Below are 17,040 nucleotides of genomic sequence, written 5' to 3'. Positions count from 1 at the left end.
AAATTATGATATGGAATTAGACGAGGCGTGGTCCCAGATCAGCTTGATTTGGGTCCCTTTGCCTTGCTCGCTGTTTACAAGAATCCTACCTCCATGCACCTCAACTAATGCTTTGGCAATCGCCATTCCAAGTCCACTGCCTTCTGTTGCACTATCTGTATCTGTTCCTCTATAATATCGTTCAAATAATCTCACCTTCGTTAAATCGTCCATTCCTTCACCATTGTCTACAAAGCTCAATCCTATTTTGCCAGCGTCCATCGCCAACACGCTTACAGTCAAGGTGATATCCCGTTGATTGTGCAAAAACGCATTTGCAGTTAAATTGTCAATAATACGTTGAAACCATGGCTTAAATATTTTTAAATAGACAGGAGCTTTTGCTGGGCAAAAAATAATATTTGCAGCTTGATTGTCGTGAGAGATCCCTGCACCAGTCAATGCTTCAGGTAAATAGATATTTAAATCAACCACCTCCATATATGGCGGTGTTGCCCCACTTTGAAGCTGATATTCAAGTGTTAGATCACTAATTAATCGTTCCATATGATTAGATTTATTAAGCATGACGCGTGCAAAGCGCTGAACCTCCTCCTGACTCCACTCATAATTTTTATTTTCAAGCATATGTGCATACCCTTTTATAGAAGATAATGGGGTCTTTAAATCATGGGATACGCCAGCAAGCCATTCGTTCCTTGCCTGCTCTGTCTCCTCCCGAACGATAGCATCACGTTGCAAGGTATAGGTTAGTGTATTTAGTGAGTCTAGCACTTCCCCATACACAGCAAAGTTTCCTTTCCTTTTTCCATTTTTGTCAGCACTATGGGGATAATTGGTCTTTTTTTGTGGTTCGATATATTGGCCTTTTCCTAGCACCTTAAGCCACTCCATAATATGTAAAATAGGCGCACCCGATCGTTGCCCGAACCACCATGCAAATAGGGCGAACACAAGCATAGAAAAGCCAATTAAAGTGCCTACAGCTGCAATTAAAACAGCTAGCTCAGGATCAATTAACGGTCCTTGTCCTGGTTTGGCTTTATTTAATGGTGTACTTAACACCCACGTTAAGCCTTTGTTGTGTTGATAATACGTATTAAGCTTTGTTCCATATTTATCCGGGTAGACACTGCGAAGGGCGAGCTCCTGCAAACTAAAATGTCGAGTCACCCCTTCTGGCTTATGATAGGAAGTCACCTCGTTTCCCTTTTCATCCAACACCTGTAACCATGATTTTCTTAACATAAGCAGGTCTATATCCTTTGAGGAAAGCTGTAATGCCCCCTCTACGCCAAGCTTCGTTCTCTCGGCTAACTGTTCTATTAATAAACGATCTTCGTCCTTTTTGCCATAAAGCAACGTATGCATGACGCCATTTTTCTCCTGAATCCATAAATATAACTGGTATGGAAATGGCGTTGTCCCTAACCAATAACCTGTTAACTGCCCAGGACTATACGAGGAAGGAACATCAGGAGGAACAAGATACGAATCTGTGACTTTACCATCCTGATCGATACGCTGTAGCCAACCCCCATTTTCTTTCACCAGTTCTAACAGCTTAGGATCAAATCGAATACGGCCCTCATCCTGCTGCAACGTTTCGATTAGCTGAGATAAGCCTGCACTTTCAAATTGTCTAGCCGCTTCAATCTGTCGTATTTTGCTATTACTCCAAAACAATGTCATTATAGCAGCAATTAATAATATTAGCCCAACCACGAGCAAGCCTGAAATAAGCTTTCGCGTCAATTTCCATTTAATATTCATGTTCATCTTATTAATGTTCATTTTCATTTTTGTTTTAGTTTTTCGTGTATCATTCATTTTTTGTTCACCAGCTTATATCCCATCCCCCTCACATTTACTAAAAAATGGGGTTTAGCAGGGTTAACTTCAATTCGCTCTCTAATGCGATGAATATGAACCATCACCGTGTTGTCATCTGCAATGCTTGTGTCCTCCCATACAGCTTCGTACAATTCCGCTCTTGTAAATACACGGTTAGGATGACGAGCTAAAAAAAGCAATAGCTGAAATACAAGCGGGGGACACGAAACAATTTTCCCTTCAACGATCAGCTCTGCCGCTTGCTCATTGATCTGAAATCGACCAAAATCATAAATAGGAGAAGGTGCAAAAGTTAAAGCATTCCTTTCAGTTGCAGGCGTAATAGACTTACTACTTCTACGTAATAACGAACGTATACGCGCCACGATCTCTAAAGGATTAAACGGCTTGGTCACATAGTCATCCCCCCCCACCGCGAACCCACTTAATTTATCAAAATCAGTAGAACGAGCACTCAAAAAAAGAATAGGTGCTTCTGTATACTGCCGAATAAACGGACATGCCTCTATGCCACTCATATTAGGAAGCATTACATCTAAAATAATGACACCATACGCTTGATGTTGGACTGCTTCAATCGCTTCTTCGGCTGTAGCTACAGTATGTATATGATGAAACCCTTCTTTGCGAAAAACGGTAGCAAGTAACTCTAGCAATGCTCGCTCATCATCTACGATTAAAATTGCCTGCTCATTCATGACAGCACTCCTTTTATATCATCCACCTTAATTCTAGCCATATTGTATCATGATTTTTTATATCCCAAGCTCCTTCTTACTCTGAATTAAGATACTGTTAAGGTTCCGTTTTCATTATGACAAGGTTGCTAGTTTAGACTAAATATAGTGAAAAAAATAAATAAAGTGGAGGGGAATTGTATGAAAAGAATGTTGATCGTGATTTCAATTGTAGCCTTAGTAGGCGTGGTGTTCACGGGCTGTTCCAAACAGAATCAGGAAAAAAGCAAGAGTGCGACAGATACGATAATTATCCCAGAAAACGAAATAGCTAAAACGATGGAAGCAAGAGACTTTGAGCGGATTTATCAAGGTTTAACATCTTCATTTCGTAATGGGATGTCTAAGGAAGACTTTGAACGTACATTAAAGGACTTTATACCGGAAAATACTTCGTGGCAGGAAATGTCTGTACTCAATATGAATAACAACGTATACAAAGCTTGGAGCAACAGCAAGCAAACGAAAGGCTTTAACGTCATTCTTAACGAAAACGGAGAAATTGCTAGTATGTTGTTAAAGCCTATGGAGCGTTACCCCCATACGGATGAAGCCTTTACGAAGCTAACCTATTCCCTGCCATTTAAACAGGATTGGTTCGTATTTTGGGGCGGTGAAAATGTACTCTCTAATTATCACTACGAGCTAGCACTTCAACGTTATGCTTATGATTTTGTTAAATTGAAGGACGGATACTCCTACCAGGGTGATATAAATAAAAATGAAAGCTATTATGCATTTGGACAAGAGATCACTGCACCTGAGACAGGTAAGGTTGTTCATGTTGTTAACAATATTGCAGATAATGAGCCAGTTGGTAAACTAAATGAGAGTGAGCCAATGGGAAATGTAGTTATTATTGAGCATGGCGACGGTGAATATAGTTACTTAGCTCATTTAAAGAAAAATTCAGTCACAGTTCAGGTAGGCGATACGGTCCAAAAAGGAGATGTTATAGGCTTGTGCGGTAACTCAGGAAATTCAAGTGAACCTCATCTTCACTTTCAAGTGTCCGATGGCAAAGATTTTATTGACAGCTCGGCAATCCGCATAAAGTGGGAAAATAACCTGCACCCTGTCCAAAATGACACGGTGGAAAGGCTCTAATTATAAATCAGTACTTGACAACAACTGGAGGCTAGAAGCTACGATCCAGAGCGTTCTTATGATTGTGTTAAAATCATATTCCTTTGGTTGGAGTAATTAAACCTTAAGAAATAGGCAAAAAAATAGAAAATAGGGAATAGAGAATTAAGCCCTGGGCTGAACTTCTCTATTCCTTTTTACTGTCCCCTTTTAAAAATAGGTTATGAACTTCTGGCATTATGTCCATACTACACCTACGTAACTTTTTCTTTTCTATTTCAGCCTAGAGGGGGACTATTCATTATGACATCGATGCCTCATCCATCCGTGATCTCCAGCATTTCAGATATTCCCGTAACGATGGATTGTTCGTGGATTGACAATATAGAAGCAAGACTGGATAAGGGTGGACCGTGGGATGATTGGAGCTTATTCAAGCTAGCGATGAAAGCGGAGCGAAGAAGTCTCGTAACTAGCTTTGAAGAAATGCAATGTCTCAAGCACATTCAAGGCCTTACTCCACTCCCGCATCAAATTGAGACTGCCAGAAAAGTATTATTTGATATGCGTGGACGTGCCATTTTGGCAGATGAAGTCGGACTAGGTAAAACGATCGAAGCTGGCTTAATTTTAAAAGAATATCTCATTCGAGGTTTAGCGCGTAAAGTGCTCATTCTTGTCCCAGCGTCCCTTGTCCTGCAATGGGTAAGGGAGTTAAACGATAAATTTGGCATCCCAGCCACAGCACAAAAGAAAGTGCATTCGTGGGATAACGATGTGGTTGTTGCTTCCATGGATACGGCAAAGCGAGATCCTCATAAGGAAATTTTGCTTAATCAAGAATATGATCTTGTCATCGTAGATGAAGCGCATAAGTTAAAAAATAAAAAAACGACCAATTATCAATTTATGGTGCAGCTTCGTAAAAAGTATTGTTTACTGTTAACCGCAACACCTGTTCAAAACGACCTAAGTGAATTGTTTAATTTAATTTCTTTACTAAAACCAGGGCATTTAGGAGGACAAAGTGATTTTTCCTCTAATTTTGTGGTGGATAAACGCAAGCCGAAAAATGAAGGGCAATTAAAAGAGGAATTAGCAAAGGTAATGATCCGCAATCGACGTTCAGATGGAGAATTAGATTATACGAAGCGAAATGTTCGTAATGTTCCACTCACCTTATCTCCCGATGAGCAAGCCCTTTATGATGGTGTTACTTCTTTTGTGAAGGATCAATATCAAGCAGGAGGTGCGGATCTCAGCAGTATGCTTGCACTTGTAACACTGCAACGTGAAGTGTGTAGTAGTCGTGATGCAGTGTTTGTGACATTAGTCAATTTATCTAAAAAGCTACCTGAGGACTCCCCTCTCCGTGCCGAAATATGGGGACTTGTCGATAAGATCAGAAATATTAAATCCAACACTAAAGCCGAAAAAACGATGGAATTAATTGCTCAAATGAATGAAAAGGTAATCGTTTTTACTGAATATCGTGCTACACAGGAATATTTGCTGAACTATTTTAAAAACCATAATCTAAGTGCTGTTCCTTATCGGGGTGGTATGAATCGTGGGAAAAAGGATTGGATGATGGATTTATTTCGTGGGCGTTGTCAGGTGATGATTGCAACCGAGGCCGGTGGCGAAGGTATTAACCTGCAATTTTGCCACAATATGATCAATTTTGATTTACCTTGGAACCCGATGCGCGTGGAGCAACGAATTGGGCGTGTTCACCGCTTAGGACAGCAAAACGATGTAAATATTTTCAATTTATCTACCGAAGGCACAATCGAAGCACATATCGTTAATCTGCTACACGAAAAAATCAATATGTTTGAGTCTGTCATTGGACAGCTAGATGTTATTTTAGAGCGTTTTGATGGAGATCAAGGCTTGGAGAAAAGTATTTATAAAGCAATGCTGGAATCCAATTCTGATGAAGAGTTATCTCAGCGTGTTGAAGCATTAGGTCAATCTATTAATCAGATTAAACAGGAAGTTCAGAAACAGGTACCAGATTCATCTGCCGTGAGGAGGTTAAAAATATAATGACGATGTCGTCAAATGAAATTCGCGAATATGTCGTTAGTTATTTAGAATCGACACAATGTCAGTTTATTGAAAACTCACCTTGGCATGTCACTGTCAAGCTGTCACCACAGGCGGATCGTGAGCTTACGGATCGTCCTTATTATTGGGGTTTTGTGGATCGAATGAATATAGAGCCTGAAACGATGTCGTTTTCCTTTGTGTTTGATCCAGAAGGTTACGATGAGATGAATACGAATACACAACCTACAAACACATTAGGCGTAACGAGTGGTCAGCCTGATCTGCTTAACCGTTATTACGGTTCACTTCCTCCACTTCCCGTACTTGGACCCGGAAGAATTCGGCGGGAGGACATTCATTTTGGCAGTGCTAGACTGAGACAAATTTTTAACGCGGTTAAGCAAAGCGGAAGTTGTGTTTATTTATTTGAAGATCCTGGTCCAAGGCAAAAAACGACGTTGTTTCCTGCTTCATATGAGCCTTGGCTTGCCGTGTGTTGGAAGGTAGAGTTTGCTTGTGATTTAAAGCGAGAAGAGCTTCATTTTCATGCGATATCTTTGGCTAGCGGTAAAATAGATACTTCATTTGATCAACGTATTATGGATATGCCCTTGCTCCAGCGATTGCCTGAAAACATTCATATTGGTCCAACTTCGTTGTCTTTAAGAGATGGGCATGGGCAGCTTGAGCAATATTTATATAGCAGTTTAGAAAAGCTAGATACATCATGGGCAACCTCCGCGAAATTAAGACTGCAGGAAGAATTGGAGCTTGTAGATGCGTATTACAAGGATTTGCTGCTGGTAGAGGATGAAGAACGGCAAGCAGAAGTGAAAGCTCAGCTAGAAGCAAGACGAAGTGAAATTACATGGCAATATGAGCCAAGAATTATGATTTCCGCTATAAATTGCGGAATATTTCACCTTCGAGAGGACAGCTTTCCTCGAATAGACCGTAATCGCTAAAAGAAAGCAAAAATAGAAGCAATCTACAGCATTACACATGACAAGTTGCAACACACTTCTTAAAAGGGGATGACTACAATTATGTGAGGGAGGGATTCATATGTACAAGCCTAGGAAATCTAAATCTTTATATATAATACTTAGTATGATTAGTGTATTTAGTTTAGTGATTATGTTGACGACAACGATTGGCATAAGGTTATCTACCTCCATCGCCAGTGCTGCTGATCGTTCATTTGAGAGGGCTAAACCCAATTTTTTTACAGCGACAGCTTCAGAGCAAATTGACAAAGCAGTCGCTCCAGCCAAATTACAACGTTTTGCCGAACAAACTGCAAATCAGCTTTCGAGGCTCTCCACTTTCTCTTCATGGGTCGGCGCTGACATTGTGGTTGAACCACTAGGACCAGGCACACATAGCTGGCTTGCCTCTGTTTTGCAAGACAAAGAAAACCATGCTACTTTTGTAGGCTACATGGTCTTCTCAGTTAATCCAGCTAATCAATATGTACTTGTTGAATATGGCGCAGGCGAAGATAGCATTTATCACCCAGACAGGTTGAGTGAAGCGTTAAGCCTACTTGGCTTGTCTACGAGAGATATTTCTGCTAAGCCTTATTATGGCGGTCCTCTATGGACGGAATGGTCTCTTTCAAACGGACAATTTATTCATGCGGGTACTGGTGAGGTTGTCCCCCAAAGCAAAACATCTTGGAATGTCATTCAGCACAAATATTCTGCTCCTACTGGGAGTATAAATACTGCTAAAAATGATGATTTTGGACCTTTACCTATAGTATTTACCGGTGACGATTTTGATCCATATGAGCAAATTACATGGATGATTGCGAAACCACTACAGCTTCAAACATCCAGCTTCCTTCAAGCCTTGGATTCCCATAAGCAGCTTATTTTTGTAGGCGCTGAGGCTGAGGGCAACGGCACTTATCGAATTCCTTTTCCTGTAACAGGGTATCAAAAGTGGGATGCTAATGTGATCTACGTTCAAGCAGGAACTATCACCTCTCCACGTTTTGTTGCCTTAGACTCTTTATTACCAGCAGGACATTTCGTTACCAATAGCTTTGAAGCGAAATAACTTTTTTAAATTCTATTTACTTTTAAATTGTTCAGCTTTAACGTAAACGTTTCCAGCGATTGATTTTAGATTTTCGCCACCAGATTGAAAAGGATACTGGGAGCATGCCAAACCATCTTGTACTCCAAGGCTCACGTACTTGAAGCTTCGCTTTACGCGCTTCCTTTCGTGCAGCTCTTGGAGTTTCTACGTAATTTATAACCTTATGCGTTAGTAGCGTAAATAAATCATCTTTTGCCATCGTTTCTAACCTCCTTCTCCTTCTCGTTCTACTCTCTCCTTTCTATTTTGTGCTGTTTAGCAAAGAACTAAACATCATAATGTATTAAAAGTGTATAAATCAACCACATTATAAACAGCAAACCTAAGATATAAGAAGGAGCGATTCACTTGTCTAACACACCTAGATGGAGATGGAGAAAAGTTTTGATAACCGTCGTAACTGCTATATTTTCCATGACAGTACTAAGTTACAATACCACCCTTGCTGCTATTGGTACTAATATTATTGAACCCGCTCAAATCACTACTCCTCCCGACGATTCTGCCGTTGAGCAAGCATTTCCTGGACACTTAATCTTAATTGATGCTGGCCATGGAGGAATTGATGGAGGCACTTCCTTTGAAAATATTTTAGAAAAAGATATTAATCTTGATATTGCTAAACGATTATATTTGCTATTGCGAAGTCAAGGCTATGACGCTGTTTTAAACCGTACTGGAGATTACGCGCTAAGTGAAGACAATCATTGGTCTCGGACCCGTTCACGCCATATGCGTGACTTGGCACAACGGCAGGAGCTTAGTGATGAAATAGAACCATCGGTCGTTGTAAGCTTGCATGTCAACTGGGGGAAAAATAAAAGCAAAGGTGGACCACTCGTATTACATCAGGACGAAGGAAGAAGTGTTTTGCTCGCCTATACAATTCAAAATGCATTAAATCAATATTATGGAACAAGGACTCTCCCTATTATTGGCAAGCCCTTTTATTTGCTTAATCAAAATAAAGTCCCTTCCGTCATTGTAGAAATGGGTTATATCAGCAACGAAAAGGATCGGCTTAATATGACAAAACCCTCGGGCAAAAAGGAATTAGCCCAGTGTATCGCGTCTGGGCTATCTGCTTATTTGATGTTGCAGTAGTGATCATAAACAGCTTAATTACTGGACAATCGTTAAAGTATGTTACTTTCTTCCACAACCTTTAACCATTGCTGGCTAATTAAGCCATGCCCCGCACTTGTTGGATGCACACCATCCCAAATCCAATACGATGCTTCTCTTTTGGTAGCGGCTTCATTAAATAACGCTTGAAGGGGAACAAACACCGCATTAAATTCCTGCGCTAACTGGGCAACAATAACCTGATATTTTTGGATTAGCGCTTGCCACTCCTCCCAACGGGCTTCGGTCGCAATCCCTTTTAAAATAAATGGCTCGCACAACACAAGCTTCGTATTTGGCAATACTGCGACTGTTTCTTCTAATACATGTCTGTAAGCTCGTTCCAAGCGGTCTGTATATCCACTTGGTTCATTCCCCATTGTGCGCCAAGCATCATTAACACCAATTAAAATACTGATCACATCTGGTTGTAAACTAATGGCATCCTCATTCCAGCGTGCATATAGATCCGACATCCGGTTTCCACTAATCGCTCGATTAATAAACTCATAATACTTTTCTGGGTAAAGATGGCCTAAGTGTGCGGCAACAATATACGCGTAGCTATGCCCTGTAATTCCATGAATTTCGTTATCCCGCTCGCGATTGGCATCTGTAATGGAATCGCCTTGAAATAAAATCACTTTTCCTTTTTTATTACTTTGTTTGCTCATTTCTCATTCTCCTTTTTTGAAAGCTAGAGTTAAAAGTATTTAGTTATAATAAAATATTTATTATTGAATACATATTAATCAGATATATTTAGCCATTGTAACGTCTGTTGCATGAAACCCCATTTTTTCGTACAAGTGCCATGCTCGCTTATTATGGGCAAACACATGTAGCCCCAACTTTTTAATTCCCATATTTTTTGCTAATGTCTCAAAGCTTTGCATCGTTTGTGTTCCATAGCCTTGTCCTTGAAATGGCTCAAAAATTAAAAAATCGTATACAAAAGCAGATTTCATCTGGTCTGCCTCATCATAATGAAACCAAAAATACCCAATCTTTTTTTTACCTTCATTAGGGACAATACAATAAAGGTGCTCGTGCGGGGTTTCTATCCCTTTTGGCAAATATCGATTAAAGGCTTGCTTAGCTAACGTAAGACCTTCTTCCTGAGACCATGTTCCAGCCTTTATTTTTTCGTTCGCAAAGTCCTCAATCGCATAAGATAGATAATGCTGGAAGTCTTCTTCACTCATCTTTCTCAATACAACCATATTTCCCCTCTTCTCGTCATAATTTCTACTATATTAACACAAAATTACTAAAATGAAGGGCTTACAATTTAATATTTTAACTCAAAACCTTACAATTTTTATATGAAAGATCATAATAATGTATGTGAAGTAAAAGTTGTCTTGTACACGTTTAAACATGCTCATCTTGTTTTTCAGACACAATACGCAAAAAAAAAAGCCGATCTTAAGAAGGTTAAGTGTATTAAGAGCAGTAAGCCTTTATTGACGAAGACACTTCAATTATGCTAAAATATTCCAGACGCGATTGAGGCGCACACGGATTTATTTCGACGTACCAAACGTCCTATCCCCTCGTCTAATTTACGAGGGTTGATCGTAGGGCTAATCGGAAATCTGTGCGCATACTATCGAATATAACTCAGAGTCAGAGAGCGTAAAACCCTTACCACATAAGCGGTCGTGGCGGAATTGGCAGACGCGCACGGTTCAGGTCCGTGTGGGCTTACCCCCGTGGAGGTTCGAGTCCTCTCGGCCGCATAACAAAGAAACATTATCTAAAATACAAACAGAACAAGCATATAAATAATAAAATAAATAATCTAAATTTGACGAAAAACCTACCTCAACACGGGATATAAATCTTCCCTAGTAGTTTAGGTAGGTTTTTTCTTGAAATTCCCCTCAGTACTGCCTCCATTTCTCATATTTTCTTTTCTATTTAAAATTGTTCATCACCTCATAAAATATTAACTAAATTAGGTTTTACCAGTTCCAGTACTTTGTAAGGATTCATAAAAATCAGTAAGGGATAGTTTCCTTTTACATTAATTTGAATTAACTCTCCTGTACAAGGAGTGACTTGGTGTCCAATAAAAAAGATGAGGTGCATCCTACGTAAGGAGTGACCATATTGTATTTTGAGATGTTGCCAATGCCTGTTGCATTTCAATCCACACTCCTGCGTAAGGAGTGACTTGACCTTCAACCAGGTGATCTTGAATATGAGAAGTTATTTCAATCCACACTCCTGCGTAAGGAGTGACGCTCACGAAATCGGCGCCAATATCCTAATTTTTCTATTTCAATCCACACTCCTGCGTAAGGAGTGACCCAAACGAAAATCCTTCGACACAAACTAAATCTGACATTTCAATCTACACTCCTGCGTAAGGAGTGACCATTGGGGGCTATACGCTCCCTAGCGATGATTCAATTTCAATCCACACTCCTGCGTAAGGAGTGACAGCGATTTTTCAACTAACAATAGCATTTTAACCCAATAAAAGGTTAACTCCAAGGAATAAAATGGCTATATTCGTTTAAAATCATTTTTCAAATCGGCTCATATTCCAATAAATGTAATAAAGTTGGTGCGGAGGACCCCGGGTTTTCATGTGAGCTTGGGGTTCGCACCACACCAATACTTAAAATTTCAAAATATAATAGGCCCTTCTAAATCCATAGAAGGTTTTACACCAATATGCTCTACTTTACTTTTATATTGGTTACCCAGTCGATAAAATCGCAAGCTATCTTGCTCTTCATCAATAATTTCAAGCAATTTAGTTTTTAGTTGGGCTAGCTCAGCTGCATCTACAATACATTCAAATACAGAATGCTGTACACGTTGCCCATAGTTTTGACATGTTTTGGACACTCTCCGTAATCTTCGTTGTCCTGCTTGATCGGTTGTACTGACATCATAAGTAATTATAACAAGCACCATTTTCCTTTTGCACAAAATCATCTTTGTTTACGTGCTTCTTATTAATTAATGAAAGGATAAATTTATCCGCATAAATCCCTCTTAGCTCTTCCATCATATCTAAGGCAAGCGAGACTCGACCAGGACGGTCACGATGTAAAAATCCAACATACGCATCCAAACCAACCGCCTCCAAGGCGGAAGCCGTATCATGAGCTAATAAGGTATACGAAAAGGATAACATTGCATTTACATTGTCTAAAGGTGGTCTACGCGAACGAGAGTGAAAAAAGAAATGCTCATTTTGCTGTAAAATCATAGCATTAAAATGCTTATTATAAGTAACTGCCGCTTGCCCCTCTAGCCCTCTCAACCTTTCTAGATCGTCGCAAGCTCGTACATCCAGCATAAGCTGGGAAAGCTGAGCCGATGACTCCTTGAATTGCTCTACATTAATGCGTAGTGAATAATCCCTCGTCATGCGCTCTAGCATCCATTTATGATTATATATTTTGCCTACAATAAAATTACGTGCAATGACAGCAGATGCTTTAGTATTCTCAGACAATAGGTATTGCTTTTTGCGCAACACGACGTTACCTTTACTCGACCCAATCACTCTAGCTAAGAAACGACCACTTTGCTTTAGAAACACAATCGAAATATTCCGTTCAGCACAATAGCCCATCAGAGCAGGACTTGCGCCAGTATAGCCAAAGGCAACGATAGATTGCAAATTATGAAGAGGAACCCTGCCTAATCGCTCCTGCTCCTTGAGCAATACGACATTGTCTCCATCTAGTGATAAATAAACGTCAGATTGTGTGACGTATAACGTGTTCAGTAAATTTTTCATTCGCCTATTTTCCCTTCAATATACCGTTTTACAGTTTGCTTATTCATAAGCACTGGTAAGCAAATATGCTGAAGAGAACAATTTTTGCAAAAAGCACCTGTTTTCACTTTAGGCGTATATCTTTTGGAGTAATATTGCCCCATCTCCTCCACCATTTCCTTCACTCTCGCCTTTAATTCAGGCAAAATTGGAATCTCCACCCGATGCTTAATTTCATTATAAAAAAGATACCCTGTTGGCACATCACACAATAACATTTCCTCTAAACACATCGCTTGGGCAACAAGCTGTAAAATATCTGCTTCATTTGTTTTAGGCTTACCACGCTTGTATTCTACAGGATAAACAGCATATTTGCCCGAAGCCCCGTGAAGCTCTACTCCTGCCTTATCCTCCACAAACTCCACCACATCGCAAATCCCTGTAATGTTGAGCTCACTGGAGCGAACGGGCATCGCCCTAACAATAAGCTTGTTGCCACGCTTTTCTCTTGTCAAAGGTTGATCTGCATTGCGGTGTAAATATTGCCCTTCGATGGTTCGCACATTTTCATCCCATTGCTGTTCAATATGTATAAGTGCCCACTGTCGTTTACAGAAATGGAAATGCTGAATTCCAGACAACATTAACTCCGAATCCTGATCATATTCATTACTTGCCATCCAAAACTTCTACCTTTAAGCCTTCTAATGGAAGCACATTAAAATCATAATCCTGCTCAAAATCCTTTGGCTCCTGTACGCCTTCCTTTGGCTTAATATCTAAGGAACGATGCACTTTAGCAGCCGAATATTGACCTAGCTTTGATGTATGCTCCCACCATACAACTTTTATAACCTCCATACTACCTTCTGGTCTAGCAGACGACGCATCATTTTCAAACAAACTGATAAGTGACTCTTTAATTTTGAGTGCATCTTCGTTAGTAAAGCCTGTTTTTTCAGCAAGTTGAGTATTAATGCTACCATAAAATACGTATACACCTGTATCTACCCGATGCTTCATACCCATCGTATCTGAGCCTTTGTCTTTGCCCGGCTCCGAGTTAACGCTTTTCGTAATTTGCATACTTGTTATATCGATCGGTGCTACGCTCGTTGCAGTATGAATAGACACAGGTCCTCTTACTCCAACAGAGACGCCACCACCCTTGCTATCTGATTTAAAAGCAAACACTTGACCAAAGCTACGCACATCAAGCCAAGCTTCACAAGCGACTTGGGCAAATTCATCATTGGAGCTTCCCTTTGTTTTGAAAATTTTAGCTAATTCAGGATTTGCTTCCGCACGCTCTCTTAAACTACTAAACTCATCATTTTTGCGATCATTAGATTGTACAAAAATGCTCTCACCCATATCTTGCAGACGGTTACGAATTTTACGCTTAATAGCAACATCAGAAATTTCACCATAACCATCATAATTTTGGCGAGGACGATTGCCGTTTAAAGGATCACCATTCGGATTAGCTTTACTTACAGACAAAACAACAGCAAAATCAACTTTATGATCTAATGTAGACATTTATCATTTCTCCTTTTTAGTTAGATAGATTTGATTTTCTTTTATTTATATAGAAGATTCATTTTCAGATGTGTCAGCAGCTTCTAACGATTTCTTCTCTTTTTTTTGATATAAATCATGGCGTTGGCTATAAAAGCCTAATAAATATTTATGACTAAGTGGACGATTATCAAAATCCTCAATTGCAATCTGTGAAGCGACCTCATCAATTAAGCTTGTCCAGTAACGTAATTGAGTTCCTAATTTAGCTTGATAAGGCTGAATACTCGCTTGGATTGTTCCCCATGTTCTTGCAGGATATTTCGCAAAAGAATTCATATAACGAATTGCATTTGTGGCTCTTTTTTCATCCGAGGCTAAAGCAAATCTTTCTAGCACATCCGCAATCGCTAACAATCTCCCGAACAAGTAGTCACGATCTTGAGTAACTGTATCTAAACCCATACCAATCCCCTCCTTTTGATTAATTAACGCACAAGTGATGCTAAGTGTCTTCTCCCACTCCCATTTATCCATACCAACAGGATTACAAGCACGATAAAAAGCACTTTTTACAATATCCTGTGGAATCGCTCTTCCGTCCATAATACAAGGCAACATTCTTTCCATTAAGCCCTTAACAATCTTCTCATTGGCTTTAGAGCCATATGCAGCAAACGCAATATCCTTAGTCGCAGGCGCACCGTAAAATGAAATCACTTCTCCTTGCTCATCACGCTGATAACGATGTAACCAAGCACAGGTGGAATGCCATTCCTCTAACTTGTCTAAATACATCTCCTTATCCATGTCACGATAATACAATACCGCCATCCGTCCAGGTGTAGCCGCATCAAGCTCCAAAATATAAACAGAAGCGTCTGATTTTAAGCTGTTCCGATAACCTGAGATTGCTTTAGCAACCTCTTTAGCAAAAGGAGTATTGGTATTGCTTACTTTTTCAAAAGCAACAGGATTAATCCCGATGGAAAAGCTATCTACGTTAGGGTCTGGCGCGTCCAGAACATCATTTCCCCACACTAAAAATACACGTTGATCTACAATCTTTCCTTGCCGCTGAATGAGCCACTTTAGTGCGTTATGTGCTTTTTGAGAAGCCTCATAGCTGATGCTTGCTGCATCACTGCTATTTACAAAGCGTCCACGAAAGGTAAAGCCACTGGTATCATTTGCTGAAATTAATTTTGCCTTATCTCCCGCATTCCTAATTTTATTAGCATGTTTATCAGAACGAGGAAGCCATTCTCGCTTCACATAACAGTAATCCATCTCACCCAATAAATGACTGTAGTGCTGTACAAACGAATCATACATTTCCTTGCTTTTCCACGTTTTTTCTAGTACTTTGTGCGGTGAATATACGTTAAAGCGGATAAAGGCGGCTTCCTGCTCACTTGGAACGATAGAAAATATTTCTGGTTTTTCCTTATACAGCGCTTCATATTTTTTATCCCATTTAGAAATGAGTTGATCATTTTCATCCAAAAATATCAATTTCTGAGCTACTAAATCACGGATTAAGGTACGCTTGCTTAAATAACGAAAAATACTTTTAACCTGACTACACGCATAAGGTGAATTTGCCCATTCCTCTAGTTGCTGAATATAATATGAAAAAGGCTCCTCGCCTTTAATTTTGCCGCCATATTGAACAAAGTCGCCCGCAACATAGCTGAGCTTATCATGTAGTGGATAAGGGGCGATTTTAGAGCCAGCGCGACTTGCAGATTGCTCTGTACAAGGAATAATTGTGTTGAAATCCTCCTTGCTATTAAGAGTTGCCGAATGAAACTCCCCATCCTCAGTGATATCAACGGTAATATGTGCATTTTGCGTTGTATGTGAAATCGGCAATAAGGTAAAGTCTCCTCGCAAGCCATGCTCAGTATCACCAACTCGACCCAAGTTGGCATCATACGTCTCATATAATCGGAGTAACCAACTCATCTGTTATCCTCCATTTCGATTTGCGTCCATAGCTCATCCACAGCTTGTATCTGATTATTTTTAAACTGCTTAGCATGCATAACGCTCACTGGACGAATCTCTTTACATTTTTGTGGCTCGATAAAATCAATATAACCCTGCTTCATAGTACAATTCCACAATCTAATCTCCATCTGATCTCTACCCGTCTCGTCAGGGTAATTAATGCCATGCACCATATTGCCAAAATGAATTTCACCAGGGTAGTCATCATAAAATCCTTTCCCCTCACCAAAAACACATGGCTCCACATAAGCTTGACATTCTCTTGCGCCTAGGAATATATCTCGTCGTCCCCCTGCCGCCAAGGAACGCTTCAAGATGTTATGATGCTTGTGCTCGTTACGATCATGCTCTAAATCAGGTCGATGAGGATTAAATTCAAAATGACATTGCACTTGATAGCAAACATCCTTTAAATATGTATAGTTCGCTAGCGTATTCCCACCCCCATACTCAATAGGACGTATTCCCTTGGACTCCATACGAATCGGCTTCATGACTCGTACCTTGTCAATGACCATAATAATAGTGGGTTTCCAATATATACTTTCCGCTATACCCTTTAGTGCTTGATACGTAGGTACACTGTACGATAGCTTCTCTCCACCTAACTTGGTTAAAGGGTCTGTAAACAACGCATAATTTCCATAAACTACAAATTCGATTCCATTTCTCATGCCTGCACTTCCTCCTTTCTATTAAAATGATGGGTTCCATAGATATATCATCCAATAGACCCATTTTATATATCTATATTCCCATAATATCCCTCTCAATTTATGACGTCAACTGACAAAA

The 17,040-nt window shown here is 39.9% G+C and carries 15 protein-coding genes, 1 tRNA gene, 1 pseudogene and 1 CRISPR repeat array; of the genes and pseudogenes, 6 read left to right on the top strand and 11 right to left on the bottom strand.

From position 1 onward, the window contains the following. Window positions 1–3: 3 nt before the first annotated feature. Window positions 4–1,830 (bottom strand): sensor histidine kinase, encoded by a 1,827-nt coding sequence (locus ABE099_RS04845; protein WP_430027875.1) that lies wholly within the window; start codon window positions 1,828–1,830, stop codon window positions 4–6. Next, on the bottom strand, window positions 1,827–2,552 hold the full coding sequence (locus ABE099_RS04840) for a response regulator transcription factor (RefSeq protein WP_430027873.1): 726 nt from the start codon (window positions 2,550–2,552) through the stop codon (window positions 1,827–1,829). The genes ABE099_RS04845 and ABE099_RS04840 overlap by 4 nt, the downstream gene beginning before the upstream one ends. Window positions 2,553–2,732: 180 nt before the next feature. On the opposite strand from ABE099_RS04840, the gene ABE099_RS04835 reads away from it, so the two are divergent. The 4 genes from ABE099_RS04835 (at window position 2,733) to ABE099_RS04820 (ending at window position 7,796) form a co-directional block, all read left to right on the top strand. Beyond that, entirely contained in the window at window positions 2,733–3,698 is a 966-nt protein-coding gene (locus ABE099_RS04835; protein WP_430027871.1) for a M23 family metallopeptidase, read from the top strand. Between the two features lie 291 nt (window positions 3,699–3,989). Next, the gene (locus tag ABE099_RS04830; RefSeq protein WP_430030474.1) at window positions 3,990–5,729 is read left to right on the top strand and encodes a DEAD/DEAH box helicase; all 1,740 of its coding nucleotides are present in this window, start codon (window positions 3,990–3,992) and stop codon (window positions 5,727–5,729) included. Beyond that, on the top strand, window positions 5,729–6,697 hold the full coding sequence (locus tag ABE099_RS04825; protein ID WP_430027869.1) for a YqhG family protein: 969 nt from the start codon (window positions 5,729–5,731) through the stop codon (window positions 6,695–6,697). The genes ABE099_RS04830 and ABE099_RS04825 overlap by 1 nt, the downstream gene beginning before the upstream one ends. A 100-nt stretch (window positions 6,698–6,797) precedes the next feature. Continuing rightward, window positions 6,798–7,796: a hypothetical protein gene (locus ABE099_RS04820; protein WP_430027867.1), complete on the top strand. Its 999-nt coding sequence runs from the start codon at window positions 6,798–6,800 to the stop codon at window positions 7,794–7,796. Between the two features lie 37 nt (window positions 7,797–7,833). On the opposite strand, the gene ABE099_RS04815 is transcribed toward ABE099_RS04820, so the two are convergent. After that, a complete protein-coding gene (locus ABE099_RS04815; RefSeq protein WP_430027865.1) occupies window positions 7,834–8,037 on the bottom strand; it encodes a YqzE family protein in 204 nt (67 codons plus the stop codon). A 215-nt stretch (window positions 8,038–8,252) separates the two neighbouring features. Here ABE099_RS04815 and ABE099_RS04810 point away from each other — a divergent pair, with 215 nt between their 5' ends. Then, a complete protein-coding gene (locus tag ABE099_RS04810) occupies window positions 8,253–8,942 on the top strand; it encodes an N-acetylmuramoyl-L-alanine amidase family protein (protein WP_430027863.1) in 690 nt (229 codons plus the stop codon). A 32-nt stretch (window positions 8,943–8,974) separates the two neighbouring features. On the opposite strand, the gene ABE099_RS04805 is transcribed toward ABE099_RS04810, so the two are convergent. Then, complete coding sequence (locus ABE099_RS04805; protein WP_430027861.1) at window positions 8,975–9,637, bottom strand: SGNH/GDSL hydrolase family protein; 663 nt, start codon at window positions 9,635–9,637, stop codon at window positions 8,975–8,977. Between the two features lie 78 nt (window positions 9,638–9,715). Further along, complete coding sequence (locus ABE099_RS04800) at window positions 9,716–10,186, bottom strand: GNAT family N-acetyltransferase (protein WP_430027859.1); 471 nt, start codon at window positions 10,184–10,186, stop codon at window positions 9,716–9,718. Window positions 10,187–10,621: 435 nt separating this feature from the next. On the opposite strand from ABE099_RS04800, the gene ABE099_RS04795 reads away from it, so the two are divergent. Beyond that, a tRNA-Leu gene (locus ABE099_RS04795) sits at window positions 10,622–10,705 on the top strand. A 405-nt stretch (window positions 10,706–11,110) separates the two neighbouring features. Then, a CRISPR array of direct repeats spans window positions 11,111–11,412; the repeat unit is 32 nt; unit sequence ATTTCAATCCACACTCCTGCGTAAGGAGTGAC. 188 nt (window positions 11,413–11,600) lie between these two features. Here the strand turns inward: ABE099_RS04795 and cas2 are convergent. The 6 genes and pseudogenes from cas2 to cas5c all read right to left on the bottom strand — a co-directional run bounded on the left by cas2 (window position 11,601) and on the right by cas5c (window position 16,919). Beyond that, entirely contained in the window at window positions 11,601–11,891 is a 291-nt protein-coding gene (cas2, locus tag ABE099_RS04790) for a CRISPR-associated endonuclease Cas2 (RefSeq protein ID WP_430030471.1), read from the bottom strand. After that, window positions 11,887–12,729: pseudogene (cas1, locus tag ABE099_RS04785) on the bottom strand (CRISPR-associated endonuclease Cas1); the annotation flags it as partial. The gene cas2 and the pseudogene cas1, both read right to left, overlap by 5 nt. Continuing rightward, the gene (gene cas4, locus ABE099_RS04780) at window positions 12,726–13,391 is read right to left on the bottom strand and encodes a CRISPR-associated protein Cas4 (protein WP_430027856.1); all 666 of its coding nucleotides are present in this window, start codon (window positions 13,389–13,391) and stop codon (window positions 12,726–12,728) included. The pseudogene cas1 and the gene cas4, both read right to left, overlap by 4 nt. After that, window positions 13,381–14,253 carry a type I-C CRISPR-associated protein Cas7/Csd2 gene (gene cas7c, locus ABE099_RS04775; RefSeq protein ID WP_430027854.1) on the bottom strand — a complete coding sequence of 291 codons (873 nt, stop codon included), beginning with the start codon at window positions 14,251–14,253 and terminating at the stop codon, window positions 13,381–13,383. Before cas7c ends, cas4 begins: the two co-directional genes overlap by 11 nt. Window positions 14,254–14,298: 45 nt before the next feature. Continuing rightward, a complete protein-coding gene (gene cas8c / locus ABE099_RS04770; protein WP_430027852.1) occupies window positions 14,299–16,200 on the bottom strand; it encodes a type I-C CRISPR-associated protein Cas8c/Csd1 in 1,902 nt (633 codons plus the stop codon). Then, entirely contained in the window at window positions 16,197–16,919 is a 723-nt protein-coding gene (gene cas5c / locus ABE099_RS04765) for a type I-C CRISPR-associated protein Cas5c (RefSeq protein WP_430027850.1), read from the bottom strand. The genes cas8c and cas5c overlap by 4 nt, the downstream gene beginning before the upstream one ends. Window positions 16,920–17,040: the final 121 nt, after the last annotated feature.

Source organism: Paenibacillus turicensis (assembly GCF_050461185.1).
Lineage (GTDB): Bacteria > Bacillota > Bacilli > Paenibacillales > Paenibacillaceae > Fontibacillus > Fontibacillus turicensis_A.
Note: the sequence above shows the minus strand (reverse complement) of the source record. Positions and strands in the feature narration are given on the sequence as shown.

Coding starts and splice junctions, on each gene's coding strand:
- ABE099_RS04845 (WP_430027875.1), bottom strand. CDS start 1,830: ATGAATGATACACGAAAAACTAAAACAAAAATGAAAATGAACATTAAT.
- ABE099_RS04840 (WP_430027873.1), bottom strand. CDS start 2,552: ATGAATGAGCAGGCAATTTTAATCGTAGATGATGAGCGAGCATTGCTA.
- ABE099_RS04835 (WP_430027871.1), top strand. CDS start 2,733: ATGAAAAGAATGTTGATCGTGATTTCAATTGTAGCCTTAGTAGGCGTG.
- ABE099_RS04830 (WP_430030474.1), top strand. CDS start 3,990: ATGCCTCATCCATCCGTGATCTCCAGCATTTCAGATATTCCCGTAACG.
- ABE099_RS04825 (WP_430027869.1), top strand. CDS start 5,729: ATGACGATGTCGTCAAATGAAATTCGCGAATATGTCGTTAGTTATTTA.
- ABE099_RS04820 (WP_430027867.1), top strand. CDS start 6,798: ATGTACAAGCCTAGGAAATCTAAATCTTTATATATAATACTTAGTATG.
- ABE099_RS04815 (WP_430027865.1), bottom strand. CDS start 8,037: ATGGCAAAAGATGATTTATTTACGCTACTAACGCATAAGGTTATAAAT.
- ABE099_RS04810 (WP_430027863.1), top strand. CDS start 8,253: ATGACAGTACTAAGTTACAATACCACCCTTGCTGCTATTGGTACTAAT.
- ABE099_RS04805 (WP_430027861.1), bottom strand. CDS start 9,637: ATGAGCAAACAAAGTAATAAAAAAGGAAAAGTGATTTTATTTCAAGGC.
- ABE099_RS04800 (WP_430027859.1), bottom strand. CDS start 10,186: ATGGTTGTATTGAGAAAGATGAGTGAAGAAGACTTCCAGCATTATCTA.
- cas4 (WP_430027856.1), bottom strand. CDS start 13,391: ATGGCAAGTAATGAATATGATCAGGATTCGGAGTTAATGTTGTCTGGA.
- cas7c (WP_430027854.1), bottom strand. CDS start 14,253: ATGTCTACATTAGATCATAAAGTTGATTTTGCTGTTGTTTTGTCTGTA.
- cas8c (WP_430027852.1), bottom strand. CDS start 16,200: ATGAGTTGGTTACTCCGATTATATGAGACGTATGATGCCAACTTGGGT.
- cas5c (WP_430027850.1), bottom strand. CDS start 16,919: ATGAGAAATGGAATCGAATTTGTAGTTTATGGAAATTATGCGTTGTTT.